The following is a 16086-nucleotide window of genomic DNA, read 5'->3' on the forward strand; positions in this document are numbered from 1 at the left end:
CCGCCCGGGGGCACGAACGGGCGGAGACCGCGGCCGGCGCCCGGTGACTCCCGGAGCGCCCGGCCCCCGGGGTCCCCGGTGTCCGCCGGACCTCCGTACGCCCCGTGCGGCCGCCGCCCCGACCGCCCGGTCCGCGGTCGGCCTCCGCTCGACCGCCCACCCGTCAGCCCGCGCAACCGACCCGGAAGGTCCCCTCATGGCCGCCATCCTGTCCGTCTCCGGAAGCCCCTCCGCCACCTCCCGCACGGCCCGTCTCCTGCGGCACCTCGACGACCGCCTGCGACGGCAGGGCCACGACGTGATCCCGCTGGACGTACGGACCCTGCCCGCCGATGCGCTGCTCGGCGCCGACTTCCGGCATCCCGCGATCGTCGAAGCCACCGCCCAGTTCGAGCGCGCCGACGGAATCGTGGTCGGCACCCCCGTCTACAAGGCCGCCTACTCGGGCCTGCTGAAGTCCCTGCTCGACCTGCTCCCGCAGTACGCGCTGGCCGGCAAGACCGTGCTGCCGCTGGCCACCGGCGGCAGCACGGCCCACGTCCTGGCCATCGACTACGCCCTGCGCCCCGTGCTGAGTTCGATGGGGGCCGCGCACATCGTCCCGGGCTGGTTCACCCTCGACAAGGAGATCACCATCGGCGAGGACGGCACCCCGGTCATCGCACCGTCGGCCGCCGAGGCCCTGGCACAGGTCACGGACCAGTTCTCCGCCGCGCTCGGCAGCCGCACGGCCCCCCTCGCCGGCCGCACGGCCACGCTGGCGGCCACCCCGGCCTAGCGCCCCGCCTGCCCGGCGTACCCACGGGACACGCGAGCGGCGCCGTCGGAACGGCGCCTGACGGGCCGGCCGGCGGTGCTGACCCGGCCGGTCCGCCGCGGACCCCCGAGGCCCCGCCGGGGACCGGTCCGCCGCGACGGGGCCCCGGACGCCGTGTTGCCGTATGCGCGTGCTGCTCGAAGGATGGTGCAGGTGGCCGCGCGTCCCGGTGGGCGCGCACCCGCGCGGCACCGAGGCCGGGTGCCGGGCCGCAGCGGCGGAGAGGAGCCACGTGGGAGCGGCCGAACAGGCGAAGGCAGGCGGGGAACACGCCGAGCCCGACGCGGAAGGCACCGATCCGCGGCGCTGGCGGGCCCTGTGGGTCACCCTCGTGGCCGGATTCATGAGCCTGCTCGACGTGACGATCGTGGCCGTGGCGCTGCCGTCCATGCAACGCGACCTGCACGCCTCGGCGCCAGCCATCCAGTGGGTCGTCTCCGGCTACGCCCTGGCGTTCGCCCTTGTCCTGGTCCCCGCCGGCCGCCTGGGCGACGCCATCGGACGGCGGCGGATCTTCCTGCTGGCCCTCGCGGCGTTCGTCCTGTGCAGCGCCGCCGCGGGAGCCGCCCCCACGATCACGCTGCTCGTCGTGGCGAGGCTGGCCCAGGGCGTGGCCGCGGGCTGCCTCGCGCCGCAGAACTCCGCCCTCATCCAGCAGATGTTCAGGGGAGCGGAACGCGGCCGGGCGTTCGGCCTGTTCGGCGCGATCGTCGGCATCTCCAGCGCGCTGGGCCCGATCGTCGGCGGCCTGGTCCTCATGTTCGCCGGAGGCGCGCAGGGCTGGCGCTGGATCTTCTACGTGAACGTGCCCGTGGGCGCGGTGGCCCTCCTGCTGGGCCTGCGCCTGCTGCCCAGGGTGGCCCCGCGCCGCCGGGAACCGCTCGACCTGTGGGGGGTCGTGCTCCTCGGCTCAGGAGTGCTGGCCCTGATGCTCCCGCTGGTCCTCGCGGAGGCGGGCGGGCTGCGCACGCTGTGGTGGCTGTTCGTGATCGGTGCCGCCCTCCTGCTCGCGTTCACCCGCTGGGAGCGGCGCGTCGCGAAGGGCGGGGCGCAGCCGCTCCTCGACCCGGAGCTGGTCACGTCCACCCGCGGATACGCCATCGGCGCGACCATCGGCGCCCTGTACTTCGTCGGGTTCAGCGGCGTGTGGCTCGTGTTCGCCCTCTTCTTCCAGAACGGCCAGGGCCTCTCACCCCTGCGCTCGGGTCTCGCGGTGACACCCTTCGCGATCGGTTCGGCCACCGCCGCGTTCGTGGCCGGCCGGCTCGTCGAGCGTTACGGGCGCCTGCTCACCGTCTGCGGACTCGCGGGCGTGATCGTCGGCCTGGGCGGAGCCGTGCTCATCCTGTGGCGGGTCCCGGGCGACCACGCCGTGTGGCTCGCCGCCCCCGTGCTGTTCTTCGGAGGCCTCGGCAGCGGCTGCGTCATCTCGCCCAACATCACCATGACCCTGCGGGACGTGCCGGTCCGGATGGCGGGTGCGGCGGGCGGTGCCCTGCAGACGGCCCAGAGACTGGGCGCCGCCGTCGGGACTGCGGCGCTGCCCGGCCTCTTCTACCTGGTGCTGGACAACAGCCACGACGCCTACCGCTCCGCCCTGGCGGTCGCCGTGGGCTGCGGAGTGCTGCCCGTCCTGTGCGCGTTCCTCCTGGCGGTCCAGGACTGGCTGCGCGACCGCAGAAGCCGTACCCCGGCCTGCCCGCCCGAGCACACGCACAGCCACACCCACGCCAGCCAGCCCTGACCGGAACGTGCCCCGGCCCGACTGCGCGCCCGCCGCCCCCGGGCTGCCCGGCGTCCCGCGCCCGGGAGTCCTCCGAGGCGCCGGGCAGACCTGCGGGACCCTCACCCGGGCGCGGATGGCCGCTCCGAGTCGCCGCCGTCCCCCGCGACCCGCCATGCCCCACCCGTACACTCCCGCGGATGAGGCTCGCGACGTTCAACGTGCTGCACGGGCTCCCCGAGGACGCCGAGGAGCGGCACGACGTGCCCGCCGCGGTGGTCGCCCGGCGGCTCGCCGAAGCCGTCTCGGCCCTCGACGCGGACGTCCTCGCCCTCCAGGAACTCGACCGGTTCCAGTCCCGTTCGGGCAGGACCGACCAGGCGGCGATCGCGGCCCGGGCGTCCGGCGCCCGGCACTGGAGGTACGCGTCGGCGGTGCACGGCGACTGGCCACGGGTGACCGGGCGGGCCGCCGACCCGGGACTGCGGGTGTCCGGCCCCGACGACGCCCGCGCGTCCGAACTCCCTTCCCACGGTGTCGCGTTGGTGACCCGACTGCCCGTACGGCTGTGGCGGGCCAGACGCCTCAGGGCCTCGTCCGTGCCGTTCCCGCTGAAGGTGCCGGGGCGCTCCGGCCTCGTGCTGGTCAGGGATCAGCCGCGCGTCGCGCTGGCGGCTGTCCTGGAGGGGAAGCACGGCCCCTTCACCGTCGTGGCCACGCACCTGTCCTTCGTACCGGGCCGCAACGCGGCCCAACTCGCCGCCGTGCACGGCTGGGTGGCCGATCTGCCCGCGCCCCGGATCCTGCTGGGCGACTTCAACCTGACGGGGCCCGTACCCCGGTGGGTGCTCGCCGCCGCGGCACGACTGGGCGGCTCCGACAGGCCACGCGGGCGGCAGCAGGCGCCCTGGCGGGACCTGTCCCGGCTGCCGACCTATCCGGCCCGTCGCCCGCTGGTCCGGTTCGACCACGTCCTGGCGAACGGGGTCCCCCGGGAGGCGGTACGCGGCACGGCGGCCCCCCGCTCGGAGATCTCCGACCACCGGCCGCTCGTCGTGGACGTCGCGCTCTGACTCCCGGACCGGCCGGGCCCCCCCGCGGCAGTCCCGGCAGCCCTCGGCCGACGGCCGTCGCTCCCTGCGCACCCGCTGACCGGATCGTTCCGGTGCGAGCCCGGATCGGGCCTTCGAACCGTACGTCCACGCAGATGAGAATGGGCGCATGAGCCGAGCACTGATCGTCATCGACGTCCAGGAATCCTTCCGGGCCCGCCCCCTGTGGGACCAGATCGCCAACCCCCGCATCGCCGAGCCCGTGAACCGCCTGGTCCACCTCGCCCGCGACAACGGGGACCTCGTGGTGTGGGTCCTGCACACCGAGCCCGGCAGCGGAGGCGCCTTCGACCCCGAACAGGGGCACGTCAGGCTGCTGGAGGAAGTCGAACCGCCGAAGCCCGGCGAACCGGTCCTGCACAAGACCTCCCACAACGCCTTCACCACCACCAACCTCCAGCAACTGCTCACCGCAGCGGGCGTACGCGAACTGCTGGTGTGCGGCATCCGCACCGAGCAGTGCGTGGAGACCACCACCCGCGTCGGCAGCGACCTCGGCTACCGCATGGTCTTCGTCACGGACGCCACGACGACCAACCCCATCGGCGACCTCGGCGCGCAGGAGATCATCGAGCGCACCGAGGCCGTACTGAGGGACCGGTTCGCCCGGATCGCCACAGTCGCGGAACTGGCGGCGGAGGTGCGACCATCCCAGGTGTGAGCCTGGTCGTCTTCGCCCTCTTCCCCGGGGTCCACCTGCTGGATCTGGCGGGCCCCGCGCAGGTCTTCAGTACGGCGGCGGACTACGGCAGGCCCTACCGCATCTGCTACGTCGCCGAGCGGGAGCAGGTCACCAGCGCCCAGGGACTGCCGCTGACCGCGCAGACCCGCTGGCCGGAACTCTGCCGCGAGGACCTGGTCCTGGTGCCGGGCTGGCGCACACCCGGCTTCCACGGCGGGCCGCACCTCGACCCGGACATGCTGGAAGGGCTGCGCGCCCACCACGCGGCCGGGGGCACGGTCGCCAGCGTGTGCTCCGGGGCGGAGGCGCTGGGCCAGGCGGGGCTCCTCGACGGGCGCAGGTGCACCACGCACCACGACCTCCAGGACGAACTCGCCGCGCGCCACCCGCGCGCGAAGGTGACCCGCGACGTGCTCTTCACCGCCGACAGCGGGGTGGTGACCTCGGCGGGCATCGCCAGCGGCATCGATCTCGCGCTGCACCTGCTGGCCGACCGGCACGGCCCTGCGTTCGCCGCCCGCGTGGCGCGGAACATGGTCGTGTACTCCCGTCGCAACGGCCACGAGCCGCAGGCGAGCGCCATGCTCAGGCACCGCGCCCACCTCGACGACACGGTCCACCACGTCCAGGACCTCATCGACGCCCGCTTCTCCGAAACCCTGCCCCTGCCCGAACTGGCCGTCCGCGCCGGGGTCAGCGAACGCACCCTCACCCGGCTGTTCCACCGCGCCACCGGGCTCACCCCGCTCCGCTACCAGCAGACCCTGCGCGTGGAGCACGCCGAGCGGCTGATCGGCCACGGCACGACCGCGGAGGCCGCGGCCAGGGAGGTCGGCTTCGGGGACGCCCGGATGCTCCGCCGGCTCCGGGCGGGCAGGACGCCGGCGGTCCGCGAGCGGGAGGACGGCCAAAGCCCTTGAGGCAAAGGGGAGTTGGTGCCGTTCGACTGTCCGGAAGGGAACCTTCTCCGGCCCGTCCGGATTGGGGCCGGGCCCGTCCGAGCATGGTATGGACGTGGAACTGACTGGCTTCATCAACACCGCGCTGGGAGCGGTCATCGCCCTCGGCGCGTCCGCCTTCGTGGAGTGGCGCCGCTGGCGGCGCGAGCGGGACCAGCGCACACGGGACGACCGCCGCGCCGCGTACATCTCGTTCCTCAACGCCACGGCGGCGGCGAGCGAGACCCTCATCAACATCGCCCGCGGCCACGACTCCGACGAGACGGCGTTCGCGCGCGCGGGGACCGTACTGCGGGACAGCAACGTGCTGTCCAAACGGCTGGAGCTGGCCCTCGCCGCCGACGACACCGTGCTCGCCGAGGTCACGCGGATGGTGGTGCTGCTGCGCGTCTACCGGGACGTCGTCGCCAAGGGAGTCACCTACGAAGCCGACGAGTTCCAGGAAGCCCGAGTCGCGTTCAACGAACAACGCGACCGGCTCACGCAGTTGATGCGCAAGACGCTGTGACCGGCTGCCCGCGGCGCCGCCCCGCCGGCCTGCGCTGAGGACGGGAGCCGGGGTCGGACGCACCGGCGTGCGCGCGCACCCGGGATGACCAGCGCGTGGGGGGTGTTCCACCGCCGCCGGCCCTCACGGGGTGAAGGTGCCGCGAATCTGGCGAATCCCTTTGAACCGAGGGGGCCGCGCACGCGTAGGGGAGGGCGGGGGAGGGTTTCCGTGCTGACCGCGAGGCAGACTTCACCCGACCATCCACTGTCGACCGGCCGAATCACCCTGGGAGCACCGATGAGCAACCCGCGCCTCAACGACTGGCTGACCACGCGCCAACCACTGGTCCTCGGCCTCTTCCGAATAGTCCTGGGCCTGCTGTTCGCCTCCGAGGGCGCCGCGACGATCTTCGGAGTCCTGGACCGCAAGGCGAGCCCGGTGGGCGACTGGCCCTTCTGGTACGCCGGACTGATCGAGCTGGTGTGCGGCGTTCTCGTGCTCCTCGGGGTCGCCACCCGCCCCGCCGCGTTCCTCAGCTCCGGAGCCATGGCCTTCGCGTACTTCACCGAGCACCAGCCGGACGGGCTCTTCCCCCTCCAGAACGGCGGCCTCGCGCCGGTTCTCTTCTGCTGGGGCTTCCTCCTGCTGGTGTTCTCGGGACCGGGTGCCCTGTCCCTGTCCGGTGCGCTCGGCGGGGAGCGCGGCACACGGCCCGCCGTCCACGCGGGGAGCTGAACGGACCCGGCGTCCGGGGCCCCGAGTCCCGCTGCCGGCCACGCGAAGGAGCCGGGGCCGGCACCGTTCGGCGCCACGGGTCCCGGCCCACCGCGCCGTGAGGGTGTCGAGCCCGGCAGGGCCCGGACACCGGACCCGTCCCGCTGCGGGTGAACTCCCCGCCCCCGCCCACGCGGCGCCCACGACCCCGACGCGCGCCCCCGGGCGGACCCCGATGAGGGAGTCCCGTACCGGGGGCTTCGGCCTCGCGGAACCCCCGCCGCTCACTCCTGATCGGGCCAGGGGAAGCCGAGTCGCTCGGCCTGCTCACGGCTGCCGCCGCACACCCGGCTGTACGTCTTCGGGTCCTCCCGCCCGAGCCGTTCCAGCGCCGCCCGGGCCTGGACCTCGGGCGGAGTGCCGTCGTCCGGGATCGCCCAGCGGAACTGGAGGGACCCCCCAGCCGTCTCGGGCCGCCCGGCGGCGAGTCCCGGCAGATAGGAGAACGTGACCACGGCGACGGCCGGGTCCTCGACATCGCCGTTGATCCACCCGCGGCGCGCGTCCCAACGGGTCAGCAGGTCCGGCTGTTCCGACAGCCCCGCCCCGATGAGCCGGGCCGTGGTGCGGGCGGGCCACGCCAGGCGACGGTCCGCCACGGCCCGGGCGACCTCCGCCTCGTACGCGACGGCGTCGAACCTGCGGTCCGGAGGCTCGGAGCCGGCGCGCCGGAGGCCGGGCGGGACATCGGGCCGCCGCCAGTTCTCCCACACGACCTCGTCCCCTTCGCGGCGGATCGTGACGCGAAGCGCCCCGCAGCACGCCTCGGTGCAGTCCGCCTCCGCGAGCAGCACCTCGTGCGGCTCGGTACCGGCCGCCAGTCCGCCGTCGTCGAGGAGCGACTCGGGGCCGGCGGCGCGGCCGTGCGGGAGGTGGGCGGGGACCAGGGGTCGCCCGTCGACGAGGACGCGCGTCTCGACGCGCACGTGCTCGGCGGGATCGCCCTCCACCGTCACCAGGCGGAACGGGACGCCCGCCGGGATGGGGCCGAAGGGCCTCCGCCGGGTCCGCCGGATCCATCCCTCGCGCAGCCGACGCATCCGCTCGCCCTCTCCCGAGCCGGACTCGGCGCCCGAGCCGGACTCGGCGCCCGAGCCGGACTCGGCGCCCGAGCCGGACTCGGCGCCCGAGCCGGACTCGGCGCCCGAGCCGGACGCCGTGCCCGTGGCCGAGGACCGACGGGGACGGGCCAGCCGTTCGTCCAGGGAGGCCAGCAGCGCCTCGCGCCGCCCGGGGGCCCACCCCAGCAGGACAGCCGGACCACTGCTCAGGTCCAGTGCGAGGGACAGCAGCATCGCGTGGTTGTCGAGCGTGGGCGGCAGCAGACCTGCCCGGTCCACGACGGTGTCGTACAGGGCGAGCGCGTCGCGGTGGCCGAGGAGCGCGCCGGGACGAGACCGAGAACTGCCCGCCCGCACGAGCAGCCGGCCCGCCGAAGCGAGCAGCGCGGTGTCCGTGCGATGCCGGTCGAGAAGGCCGGGCAGCCGGACGGCCTCCGCGATCCGCCGGGCCGCCCACGGAGGCACGAACCGCGGTTCGGCGGGCATCACGGTCAGCGCGTCGCGGACGGCCTCCTCGTCGTGGGCCCGCAACGCGCGGACGAGGGGACGCAGCGCGTCGTGGCGGACCTGGGTGGTGAGCCGGACCGTGGCCGCCGCGACGCGGTCCAGGCGGTCCAGGGCGTCCACGACCGGGGTCGTGAGTTCCCTGAGCAGGCCGAGGACGCTCAGCGTCTCGACGTCCTCGGCCTCTCCGAAGCGGCCGAGCAGCGCGACCCCGGCGGCGACGACGGGCAGCGTGGTACCGGCCCGGGCCAGCTCCCGGCCGAGCCCGAGGGCCTCGGTCCGCTGCCGGGGCGGCACATCGAGGCCCGCGACGACGTACGCGACAGGAGCGCAGTGGTGGTCCCGTACGCCGAGCCGGGCGAAACGGGCCTGCAGTGCCGCCGAGTCGGCCGGTGGCGGATCGAGTACGGCCCGGACGGCGGCCACCAGTTCGTGCGGCGGCAACCGGGCGGGCTTCTCGCGGTCGGCACTCCCGGGGAGTACGAAACCGCGGTGGGGCGGGAGCGCCTCGGGGGCCTCGCGCAGCAGACGCAGCGCGTGCCCGAGGACGGTGAACGGCCGAGGGAGCGCCTCGCGCTCGACCCGCGCGTTCACCGGACGGGGTGGTTCTCGATTCCGTAGGTCATGGGCGCAGCCTGCCATCCCGCTCCGCCCTCCGTCGAGGGGATTCGGGGGAGCCGTGTGCCGGCCGAGCAGGTGTGGCGTGCTCGTGCCTGGGGAGCGTGCGGAGGGTCGTGTTCCGGAGTTGGACCGCCATCGCGTTCAGCTTCCTCTGTGGTGCAAGCCTGCCCGCAGCGCCGGCGGCGGGATTGACTTCCAGGCTAATGCTGATAGCTTTTGGCTAACGCAATTAGCCACCGGGTTGGCGTCCTTATGGAGGTAGTCGTGACTGAGTTCCTGAACGTCGACGATGGGACCATCGCGTACGAGGTGAGCGGCACATCCGGGCCGCTGGTGGTGGTGGCCCACGGCATGGGCGACAGCCGGGAGGCCTACCGATTCTTCACTCCCGCGCTGGTGGAAGCCGGGTACCGAGTCGTTGCTGTGGACCTCCGCGGCCACGGCGGGTCCAGCGTCGGCTGGGCGTCCTACACCCGCACCGACCTCGCGGGTGACCTGATCGCTCTGGTGAAGCACCTCGGCGAGCCGGCGGTACTCATCGGCCACTCCATCGCAGGTGGTGCGGTCACGATCGCCGCGGCCAAGGCCCCGGAACTCGTCACCGCGCTGGTCGAGCTCGCTCCCTTCACCCGCAAGCAGCAAGTCCGGCTCGGGGACCTGCGGGTGGCCGGCTACCGTCGCGGCGTGACCCATCTCATGGGCACCACCATCCTCGGCAGTACCCGGCAGTGGGCCAAGTACCTCGACGTCGCCTACCCCGGCCCCAAGCCCGCCGACTGGGACGCGCGCATGGCGCAGATCACCACGATGCTGGAGGAGCCCGGCCGGATGAAGGTCGTGCAGGCGATGGGCAAGATCTCTCCCGCCGACGCCGGTGAGCAGCTGGCCAATGTCACCTGCCCCGTGCTCATCGTGCAGGGCACCCTCGACCCCGACTGGGCCTCGCCCCAGGCCGAGGGCAAGGCGATCGTCGCCGACCTGCCCACTGGTCTGGGCCGGCTGGAGATGATCGAGGGCGCCGGCCACTACCCGCACGTCCAGTTCCCCCAGCAGACCCTCGACGCGGTCCTGACCTTCCTGGCAGGCGTCAATGCCTAGGGCCGGCCTGGACACAGCCGCGATCGTCACTGCCGCCGCCGAGCTCGCCGACGAGATCGGCTTCAGCGAGCTGACCATGGCACGGCTGGCCGAGCGGCTCGGGGTGCGCGCCCCGTCGCTCTACAAGCACATCGCCGGCCAGGACGACCTCCACCGGCGCATCGCGGCGCTCGCCTTCGACGAGGCCGCCGTCGCGATCGGTGCAGCCATCCAGGGCCGCTCCGGGCGCGACGCCTTGGCCGCCGCCGCCGACGCGCTCCGCACCCTCGTTCTCACCCGCCCCGGCTGCTACGCGGCCACCCTCGGCCTCACACCGACCGGCCCCGACGACCCGATCCTGCTCGCCTCCATGCGGGGGATCGGACCCTTCGAAGCGGTATTGCGGGGCTACGACATCCCCCCACAGGACATGACGCACGCGCTGAGGGCGGTGCGCAGCGTCTTCCACGGCTTCGCCAGCCTGCAGGCATCCGGCGGATTCCAGTTGTCCACCGACATCGGCGAGAGCTTCGACTACCTCATCGACCTCATCGACCGCGGCCTTCGCGCCATCGCCGGCACAGCCCCCGCCGATCCTCACCGGTAGACACGTCGGTCCAAGGGATCGGGGCGACCGAGAACGAGGAACGGGCACCGATGGGGAGGGCTGCCACGAGGGGAGTTGAAGCACCATCTCGGCGGGTCAGGCAGGCTCGGGGAGGTGACCGAGGCGCTCGATGACGCGCTCGCGCAGAAGGAGATACTCCTGCCAGCGCCGAGGAAGAGGTCCAGGTGGACGTTTGACGACCCGGGCTGCGGTGACGGTCTGGCCATCCCGGAACTGCTCGCGCGTCAGGTCGAGGTCCACACCGCTGGGCAACCGATTCCACCAGTGAAATCCGTGCTGTTCCCCGCCACAGTGGACCTCCCCGACCATGAGGTCGCCGCCGAAGATGTCGTGCACTATCAAAGCGGTGATGTCGCAGTGGCCCCATGCCGGGTTGCCGATCTGCCAGCCGGCGCGAGCGAGGTCGTCCGGGGAACAGGTGTCAGCGGCCCAACTGGCCCGCAGAGCCTCTTCCACGACCAGCAGGTTCCAAGGAATCATGCCGACAGCATCACAGTCGCCACTGACATCGGCGGATCACCGTTCTTGCCTGTGGGGGGCGTCGTTGTCTGCGCGTGTTCATCCTGCCCGGCCTGGTGATCCGGGCCGGATCGGCGCGTACCGGGTCATCGGCCGACTGGGCTCGGGCGGCATGGGAACGGTCCATGCGGCCCTGGATTCGGGCGGGCGGCGGGCGGCGGGCGGCGGGTGGCGGTCAAGGTCGTCCACCCGGCACAGGCCGGCGACGAGGAGTTCCGGGCCCGGTTCAAGCGGGAAGTCGAGGTGTCCCGTCGGGTCACGGGGCCCTGTCTGGTGCCGCTGTTTGCCCTCACCATTGATACTTTAATCACTTTATGGAGCGTTTCATGGAGGCCCGACTCGTCACCCTCGAGGTCGCGCGGAGTGGTGCAAAACTGGTCGTTCCGAAACTATTCTTCTCCTACAAGGCACTGGACGAGGCGGAGCGGGTAGGTCCAGGATCTGATGGAAACCTGATCCGTTTTGGTGCATTCGGCCTGAGGTCCTCGGTTTACTTCAATGAGACGTCACACGAGGTTTTGTACGGCATGAGCCCGAAAGACGTCGCATTGGTGAATACTTCACTGTCTCGCTTCACTCAATGTGTCATGCGAGTAGGCGAAATGTTCCCGTTCTACGACGAAGAAGGTGGCGTCGACGAGTGGGAATATGGGGCACAGAGGTTGGAAAACGTCATTCGCGAGGTTGACCTGAGCGCCTATCGCGAAGGTGCGTACTGGTATGAATTTCGATGGGACGTCTCGATGGGGGATTTCTATGAATAGGCGTCTTTCAGTAGTGGCTAGCGAGTCCGGCTAGTTTTGACACGAAAAAGCGGAGCCTGAGTGAAATCCAATTCCACTCAGGCCCCGCGTTGACCTGATGGCATGGAGTTAACCGACACCCACCGGCACTAAGACCGTTTCCTACATGGTCAGTTGGCAGTTGGCAGTTGTGCTGGGCATGGGGAGTGGACGGTGGGGATGGATCGTTCCGGACGGCTTGTGGGAGATCGCGAGGCCGTTGCTGCCGGCGGCGCGGGTGCGTCCGCAGGGGGGTGGGGTCGCGAACATCGATGATGAGGCGGTCTTCGCCGCGATCATCTATGTACTGGTCAGCAGCTGTGCCTGGCGGGCTCTGCCGCCGTGTTTCGGAGCGTCGAAGTCGACCGTGCATCGTCGCTTCGCCATCTGGTCCCGTGATGCTGTCCCATTTCCACATGGGACACGAATCCCACGCGACCGAGTCCAAGCCCCAATGTCTCCACGCCGACAAAGCGTACGACGTGCCCCACCTGCGGCGATGGTTATGGGGCAAGCACATCGGCGTCCGGATCGCCCGCAAGGGCATCGAGTCCAGCGAACGACTCGGCCGCCGCCGGTGGGTCATCGAACGCACCATGTCCTGGCTGACCGGCTACCGCAGACTCAACCACCGCTACGAACGAAAGCCAGGCAACTACCTGGCCCTTCTCGTGCTGGCAGCCGCTCTCTGCTGCTGCAAACGGCTCCTCAAACTGACCATGTAGGACACGGTCTAATGAACCGAATTTCAGACTCAGAAGGCTAGTCCTCCTCGCACGCCTCGGACCGGAAGTCCTCCAGGGGAACGGTCCTGAAACCCTCCCGGTCCGCCCCTGCCACCTCGCCGGCGAAGTAACGCACCTGCCCGGGGCGGAGGTTGTCCAATTGGCTCCGGGTGAAGGACACATGGGCCGTCGACGAGGAGTTGTCGCGGGTCCACCCGTACAAGTGGTAGGTCCGGTGCGGTTCGAGAGGTGCCATCGCCTCGTCCGTGCTCCACCCCTTGCCCGGGGAGTCGAGCGTCCACATGGCGAGTCCGGTGACCGGCCGCTTGCGGCTCCACGTGCCGCGGGTGTCGTCACGCTTCTTCTTGCTGTCGACGTACAGCGTCGCGCCGTCGATCCGGTCGTCGCAGACGGCCACTACGCCGACCGGCCGCCCGTCCTCGGTGACCGAGATCCCGGTGCTTCCCCCCACCGGGACCGTGCAACCGGACAGTACGGCCGCGGTCAGGACACTGGCGCCGACCAGCACGGCATGACGGATACGCATGGTCCGCTCCCCCCTCGGAGTGGGTCGAATCCTCGCTCCTTCCGCGAGCCGGGACAAGACTGGAGGTGCCGGGCGGGCGGGAAAGCACCCCGACTTGTGACCTGTAGCGTGAGCGGGTGACGACGAGTGAGACGTATCGGAGGCTGGGCGAGGACGCCTGGTCGTGGGTGCTCGACCAGGTGCGTGAGGACGACGGGCCCTGGCTGCCCGAGACGGTGTCGCCGGACGACCTGGCCCCGGTCCCGGCGAAGGACCGGGACACGCTGTACGCAGGCGTCGGCGGCCTCGCCCCGGTGCTGGCGGAGATCGCGCGGTACCGGGAACCGAGCCCGAGGGAGCGCGAGTTGGCGGCCGGGATCGTGTCCCGGCTGTCGAGCCGGGCCCCGGCCGGGACGGAGGCGTCCCTCTACGACGGCCTCGCGGGCGACGCGATGGCTCTGCGACTGCTCGAACCGGGCACGGAGTCCGTGGCGTTGGCGCGAGTGGCGGACCTGGCGACCCCCGAGGGGTGGAGGTCCACCATCGGGTTCGAGCCGGACGCCGACGCCCCGCTGAACGACATCGTCATGGGCGCCGCGGGCGTGGTGCTGACCGCGGTCTGGGCGGGCGGCGGTTTCGCGGAACCGATCGCCGTGACGGGCTGCGAGGCCCTGCTGCGCGTCGCCGACCGCACGGAGGCGGGCCTCGACTGGGGGATCGCGGCCGGTACGGAGTGGAGGGCGCCCAACTACTCGCACGGCACCGCGGGCGTGGCCTCGGCGCTGGCTGTGGCGGGTGCGGCCTTTCACCGCGAGGACTTCGTCGAGGCCGCGGTGCGGGGAGCGCGGCACGTCCTGTCCGTGGGCTCACTGGCGAACGACGGCTTCGTCGTTCCGCACACGATCCCGCCTTCGACGCGGGAGGTGGAACCGGTGACGTACACCTGGTGCCACGGCCCGGCCGGGACCTCGCACCTGTTCGCGGCGCTGGCCCACGCGGGGGTGGCGGAGGTGTCGGGCATCGGCGTCGGCGAGTTGCGGCGCCGCTGCCTCACGTCGATCGTGACGTCGGGGGTTCCGGACCGCCTCCGCCCCGGGTTCTGGGACAACGACGGCCGGTGCTGCGGAACGGCGGGCGTGGGCGACGTACTGCTGGACGCGGCACAGGACTGCGAGGAGCCGGCCGAGGCCTCGGCCCTTGTGTCGGCCGCCCGCAGGATGGGTGACGCGCTCGTGGAGCGGGCGGTCCAGGACGCTTCGGGAGCCCGCTGGCGGTTCCTGGAGCACCGCAAGGATCCGCCGCTGCTGCCGCCGGGCACGGGCTGGATGCAGGGCGCGGCGGGCATCGCGGCCTTCCTCCTGCGCCTGGGCCGCTTCCTGGAGACGGGCCCGGACGCTCCCGTGGTGGACCGCCCCGACCAGTGGTGGGCGGTACCTGCGCGCCTGCGTCTCTCGGGGAGGTGACGGCGGGCAGCGGGTGGTGACGCGCGAGGCGGCGGACCGGGTCCGGGGCCCGGACCCGGCGGTGGAGTTGCTGGGCGGCGCGGGTCGATGACCCGGGGGTGAGGGACGCCGAGTGGGCCCGTCGACGCCCGGGCGGGGAGGGTCGAGCCGATCGGGTGCGGCTCAGGACGGCCCGGGCATCCTCTCGATCGCCACCATCGCCGCGTCGTCGCCGAGCGAGCCGCCCGCGTGGCGCACCAGGTCGTCGCACAGCCGGGCCAGCAGGGCGTCGGGGCCCTCGTCCGGCAACCGGGCCACGCGTTCCGCGAGCGGGAAGAACACGCCGTCCCGGTCACGGGCCTCGATGACACCGTCCGTGTACAGCAGGGCGATGTCCCCGGGTTCGAACGCGAACGTCTGCGCGGACGGGCCGGTCGTCACGAACTCGGTCAGACCCAGCGGCGGTGCCGGGTTCCGCACGTCGAGCGGTACGACCCGGCCGTCGCGCACGAGCAGCGGCGGGGGATGCCCGCAGTTGATCAGGTGGAGGGCCGGCTCGGTGTCCGGGACGTCGAGCACGGCGGCCGTGATGAAGGACTCGCAGGGGTCCTCGTCGCCTCGCTCGGGGGCGGCGGGGTCGTCCAGGTCGGAGGACACGGCTCCCTCCAGGAAGGCGACCAGCGAGGGGAGGTCGGCCTGCCGGTGGGCGGCGCCCCTGAAGGCGCCGAGCAGGAGTGCGGCGTCGCCGACCGCTTCGAGGCCCTTGCCGCGGACGTCGCCGATGACGATCCGGGTGCCGTGCGAGGTGCGCGCCGCCGCGTAGAGGTCCCCGCCGATCTGCGCCTCGGTCTCCGCGGCCAGGTACACGCAGGCGATGCGCAGCGGGCCGATCCTGTGGGGGAGCGGTTTGAGCACCACTTCCTGGGCGGTCTTCGCGACGGAGCGCAGCCGGGTCAGCTTCAGTTCGTGCCGCTCCCGCCAGTGGGCGAAGAGGGTCGCGAACGCGGACATCAGGATCAGGGTGATGAACTGGATCATGTGGTTCAGATCGACGAGCGTCGTACGCACGGTGGCCACCACGACTTGGGCCAGGACGGCGAGCGCGCCGACGCGGGCGGTGGTCCTGGGCCCGGCGAACGAGGCCGTGACGGCCGGCGCGGCGACCAGGAACGGCCCGAGGTGGACTTCGGGCGGCGCCATGATGTCGACCAGGGTGACCACGGCGATCAGCGCGATCGACGCCAGCAGCATGAGGCTGCGAGGCTCCCCGTACGGACGTTGGTCCTCGGGGAGTCGCAGCGGAGCCATATGTCCTGGATACACCGCATCGCGCCCCGGCGCCCGTGTCCCCTGTGCCCGCGCCCGAGCCGACCCGGCGCTGCGGGTTGGCACGCTAGCCCCTCGTGATCGCCGGCCCCCCTTGGAAGGACGGCTCCCGGACGCGTCCCGCAGCGGTGTCGCCCGCGTCCGGAACGTGCTCGGACGGGAGGAGGCCGCGGGCAGGGCGACCTGGCCCGTCGAGCCGGTGGAGCGATCCTTCGACGTCGTTCCGGACACGCGGCGAGCGCCCCGGGCCCGACGACGACGGCCGGTCGCACAGCGGAGGTCCGGACGGAGAGGTTCGGCCCGTCGGAGCCCCGTGCG

The 16086-nt window shown here is 72.4% G+C and carries 15 protein-coding genes and 2 pseudogenes; 13 read left to right on the forward strand and 4 right to left on the reverse strand.

The genetic code is table 11. The features are described from left to right. Positions 1 to 196: 196 nt before the first annotated feature. The 7 genes from ssuE to IE265_RS16315 all read left to right on the forward strand — a co-directional run bounded on the left by ssuE (position 197) and on the right by IE265_RS16315 (position 6518). Entirely contained in the window at positions 197 to 778 is a 582-nt protein-coding gene (ssuE, locus tag IE265_RS16285; protein ID WP_190036289.1) for an NADPH-dependent FMN reductase, read from the forward strand. 271 nt (positions 779 to 1049) lie between these two features. Further along, a complete protein-coding gene (locus IE265_RS16290; protein WP_373302962.1) occupies positions 1050 to 2561 on the forward strand; it encodes an MFS transporter in 1512 nt (503 codons plus the stop codon). A gap of 179 nt (positions 2562 to 2740) precedes the next feature. Then, positions 2741 to 3613 carry an endonuclease/exonuclease/phosphatase family protein gene (locus tag IE265_RS16295; RefSeq protein ID WP_190036291.1) on the forward strand — a complete coding sequence of 291 codons (873 nt, stop codon included), beginning with the start codon at positions 2741 to 2743 and terminating at the stop codon, positions 3611 to 3613. Between the two features lie 148 nt (positions 3614 to 3761). Further along, complete coding sequence (locus IE265_RS16300; protein ID WP_190036292.1) at positions 3762 to 4313, forward strand: cysteine hydrolase family protein; 552 nt, start codon at positions 3762 to 3764, stop codon at positions 4311 to 4313. Beyond that, positions 4310 to 5254 carry a GlxA family transcriptional regulator gene (locus tag IE265_RS16305; RefSeq protein WP_190036293.1) on the forward strand — a complete coding sequence of 315 codons (945 nt, stop codon included), beginning with the start codon at positions 4310 to 4312 and terminating at the stop codon, positions 5252 to 5254. The genes IE265_RS16300 and IE265_RS16305 overlap by 4 nt, the downstream gene beginning before the upstream one ends. Before the next feature lie 94 nt (positions 5255 to 5348). Then, complete coding sequence (locus tag IE265_RS16310; RefSeq protein ID WP_190036294.1) at positions 5349 to 5801, forward strand: hypothetical protein; 453 nt, start codon at positions 5349 to 5351, stop codon at positions 5799 to 5801. 279 nt (positions 5802 to 6080) lie between these two features. Beyond that, entirely contained in the window at positions 6081 to 6518 is a 438-nt protein-coding gene (locus tag IE265_RS16315) for a DoxX family protein (protein ID WP_190036295.1), read from the forward strand. A 263-nt stretch (positions 6519 to 6781) separates the two neighbouring features. Here IE265_RS16315 and IE265_RS16320 read toward each other — a convergent pair whose 3' ends face one another. After that, a complete protein-coding gene (locus IE265_RS16320) occupies positions 6782 to 8716 on the reverse strand; it encodes an amino acid adenylation domain-containing protein (protein ID WP_190036296.1) in 1935 nt (644 codons plus the stop codon). A 291-nt stretch (positions 8717 to 9007) separates the two neighbouring features. On the opposite strand from IE265_RS16320, the gene IE265_RS16325 reads away from it, so the two are divergent. Next, positions 9008 to 9841, forward strand: a complete 834-nt coding sequence (locus IE265_RS16325) for an alpha/beta fold hydrolase (protein WP_190036297.1) — start codon at positions 9008 to 9010, stop codon at positions 9839 to 9841. Beyond that, positions 9834 to 10427: a TetR/AcrR family transcriptional regulator gene (locus IE265_RS16330; RefSeq protein WP_190036298.1), complete on the forward strand. Its 594-nt coding sequence runs from the start codon at positions 9834 to 9836 to the stop codon at positions 10425 to 10427. The genes IE265_RS16325 and IE265_RS16330 overlap by 8 nt, the downstream gene beginning before the upstream one ends. A gap of 96 nt (positions 10428 to 10523) precedes the next feature. Here the strand turns inward: IE265_RS16330 and IE265_RS16335 are convergent, their stop codons facing one another. Further along, positions 10524 to 10928, reverse strand: coding sequence for a YunG family protein (locus tag IE265_RS16335; protein ID WP_190036299.1), 405 nt, complete (start codon positions 10926 to 10928; stop codon positions 10524 to 10526). Here IE265_RS16335 and IE265_RS38375 point away from each other — a divergent pair. The 3 genes and pseudogenes from IE265_RS38375 to IE265_RS16345 form a co-directional block, all read left to right on the forward strand. Then, positions 10927 to 11255, forward strand: a pseudogene (locus IE265_RS38375) (hypothetical protein); the annotation flags it as partial. The gene IE265_RS16335 and the pseudogene IE265_RS38375 overlap by 2 nt on opposite strands. Positions 11256 to 11281: 26 nt before the next feature. Beyond that, positions 11282 to 11731, forward strand: a complete 450-nt coding sequence (locus IE265_RS16340; protein ID WP_190036300.1) for an SUKH-4 family immunity protein — start codon at positions 11282 to 11284, stop codon at positions 11729 to 11731. Between the two features lie 178 nt (positions 11732 to 11909). Then, positions 11910 to 12474 (forward strand): annotated as a pseudogene (locus tag IE265_RS16345) (transposase). Positions 12475 to 12511: 37 nt separating this feature from the next. Here IE265_RS16345 and IE265_RS16350 read toward each other — a convergent pair. Next, positions 12512 to 13021, reverse strand: coding sequence for a hypothetical protein (locus tag IE265_RS16350; RefSeq protein WP_190036301.1), 510 nt, complete (start codon positions 13019 to 13021; stop codon positions 12512 to 12514). A 116-nt stretch (positions 13022 to 13137) separates the two neighbouring features. On the opposite strand from IE265_RS16350, the gene IE265_RS16355 reads away from it, so the two are divergent. Continuing rightward, a complete protein-coding gene (locus tag IE265_RS16355) occupies positions 13138 to 14463 on the forward strand; it encodes a lanthionine synthetase LanC family protein (protein ID WP_229916218.1) in 1326 nt (441 codons plus the stop codon). A 162-nt stretch (positions 14464 to 14625) separates the two neighbouring features. Here IE265_RS16355 and IE265_RS16360 read toward each other — a convergent pair whose 3' ends face one another. Next, entirely contained in the window at positions 14626 to 15750 is a 1125-nt protein-coding gene (locus IE265_RS16360; protein ID WP_190036302.1) for a PP2C family protein-serine/threonine phosphatase, read from the reverse strand. Positions 15751 to 16086: the final 336 nt, after the last annotated feature.

The organism is Streptomyces fructofermentans (assembly GCF_014651055.1).
Classification (GTDB): Bacteria; Actinomycetota; Actinomycetes; order Streptomycetales; family Streptomycetaceae; genus Streptomyces; species Streptomyces fructofermentans.